The sequence below is a fragment of the Acinetobacter sp. YH12100 genome (assembly GCF_013419135.1).
Taxonomy (GTDB): Bacteria; Pseudomonadota; Gammaproteobacteria; order Pseudomonadales; family Moraxellaceae; genus Acinetobacter; species Acinetobacter pseudolwoffii.
Genome location: NZ_VPAQ01000048.1, coordinates 1 through 2268 on the forward strand (window position 1 = coordinate 1; position 2268 = coordinate 2268).

General features: G+C 43.1%; 3 pseudogenes. 1 reads left to right on the plus strand and 2 read right to left on the minus strand.

Going from position 1 to position 2268, the window contains the following annotated elements:
- A pseudogene (locus FTU40_RS15045) lies at nt 1–110 on the plus strand (IS5/IS1182 family transposase); the annotation flags it as partial.
- A 17-nt stretch (nt 111–127) separates the two neighbouring features.
- Here FTU40_RS15045 and FTU40_RS15050 read toward each other — a convergent pair.
- Both FTU40_RS15050 and FTU40_RS15055 read right to left on the minus strand, forming a co-directional pair.
- Nucleotides 128–1399, minus strand: a pseudogene (locus tag FTU40_RS15050) (HsdR family type I site-specific deoxyribonuclease); the annotation flags it as partial.
- A gap of 28 nt (nt 1400–1427) precedes the next feature.
- Nucleotides 1428–2141 (minus strand): annotated as a pseudogene (locus FTU40_RS15055) (DUF5655 domain-containing protein); the annotation flags it as partial.
- Nucleotides 2142–2268 lie beyond the last annotated feature (127 nt).

The window sequence follows — 2268 nt, forward strand, 5'->3', positions numbered from 1 at the left end:
AACTTAAACATTTTCGGATATTAACAGAACGCTATAGAAATAGACGGAAACGCTTTGGTCTAAGAATGAATTTAATTGCTGGAATGGTGAATTGGATGCTCTTAAATTAACTTTCGCAAGAGATCTACTGATTAAACAGATAATCCGTGGTGAGTTTGAGGCCGGCTTTAGACTGACTGTTTTCCTCAAAAATCGGCGTTCCGGTAAAACCAAACATCTGCGCATTGCTGAAGAACTTCTTGATATTCTGATGGGTCTCACCAAACTGGCTGCGGTGACATTCATCAAAGATAAACACCACTTTCTGGTCTTTGAGATAATCAATGTATTCCAGATAGCGATCCGTGCTGATGGCCCGGTTTAGCTTCTGGATGGTGGTGACAATCAGTTTGTCATGGCGTTGATCCAGCTGCTTGACCAAAGTATGCGTGCTATCGGTGCTGTCGACACTTTCGGCTTTAAAGGCATTAAATTCGCGTGAGGTTTGCGTGTCCAGGTCGTTCCTGTCCACCACAAACAGGACTTTTTCCACGTCCGGCATTTGCATGATGATCTGGCTGGCTTTAAACGAGGTCAGGGTTTTGCCTGAACCGGTGGTATGCCAGATATAGCCGTTCTGATCGGAGTTTTGCACATGCTGCACGATTTTCTGCACTGCATAAATCTGATAGGGACGTAGCACCATCAGGCTTTTCGTGGTTTCTAGCAGCACCATGTATTGGGTCAGCATTTGGGTCAGATGCTGCTGATTGAGAAAAGCTTCGGCAAAGTCGACAATTTCATTGATGTGTTTGTTATTGACATCCGCCCATGGAAAGGCAAACTCGATGCCTGTGGTGCCGTTAGAATAATAACGGGTATTGGCACCATTACTGATCACAAACAGCTGGATAAAGCCAAATAGCCCTTGCCCAGCCCAATACGCTTCACGAATATAGCGTTGCGTTTGATTAAAGGCTTCGGCGATTTCCATGCCGCGTTTTTTCAGCTCGATCTGTACCAAAGGCAAACCATTGACCAGTAAGGTCACATCAAAACGGCTGGTACGGCCATTATAGTCGCGGTGGTCGATGGTGATTTGATTGGTGACCTGATAAATATTTTTGCTTGGTTCATCAGACAGGAAAAAAAGGTGTTTGCTGCTGCCGTCATCAAATTTGACTGGAAACAGATCACGCAGATTCTTGGCCCGTTCAAATACCGTGCCTGTATTTAGAAAACTAATGACCTGCTTCCACTCTGTATCAGATAGTGGCGCAAGTCCATTGGCACGTTCAATCTGGGTTTTCAGGTTAGACAGTAGTTGGCTTTCGTCCTTGAGCGTCACCGCAGCATATCCCAATTGCTTGAGCTGGCTAATCAGTTCATTTTCAAGTTGATATTCGCTTTGTACTGTCATTTCCTTCCCCTCTAAAATCTTAAATTATTCACTTCAATGTCTGTTTAATTAAACTCAAGATATATTCTAAATTTTCTGTATCTGACACGATCACCTCACAATCGCCATTGCCCCAATGTCCAATATTGGTCACATCTTTCGCGAGCTGTTTCGGGTCATCCAGTTGATTAAAAGGCATATTCAGCCAGATGCGAATTTGCTTTGTCCCAATACTCATATAGACATAGTTACGCTTACCCTTACGGAAGGCGATATACATTTTCTTGGGATGAATATCTAAATCGGTGGTTAAGCCCAGAATTGAGTCCCTGAATTGCTCATATAGCTCTTTGATGTCATCGGACTTCTCCGCCAAGTGATAGGCTTCATCATATTGCTGGATTTCTTTGGCAATCTTTTGAATATCTTCAGACTCAACCTTTTGCACTTGCTTGATTGAAGGCGCTGATTTGGCTTTCTGCAATGGATTGACTGAAACAATTCCGCCTTGATAACGTTTGATTTCCCACAGCTCAATGCCTAAATCTTTAAAGTTGGTAGACTGCTTTTGAAAGTCGGTAAAGCTCGGTGAAACAAAGATGATTCGGCTCTGTGACCAATCTACATCCTGACGTTTAAGCTGTTTGCTCTGGCTCTCATTGTACTCAACGATAAAATCTGCCTTATAGTCGAGCATTAGATTCAGATAAGAAACGCCTTGATCAATCACGCTATAATTGCGTTCACGCTTGTATTCGATAATGGCTTTGTTGCACAAACCTATCTGTAAAGGCTTTTTCAGCGATATAATTTTCAAATGAAGAAGCCTACACACAAAATCTACCGCACAACCAATTGGCCCGCATATAACCGAGCACTCATGAGTCGCG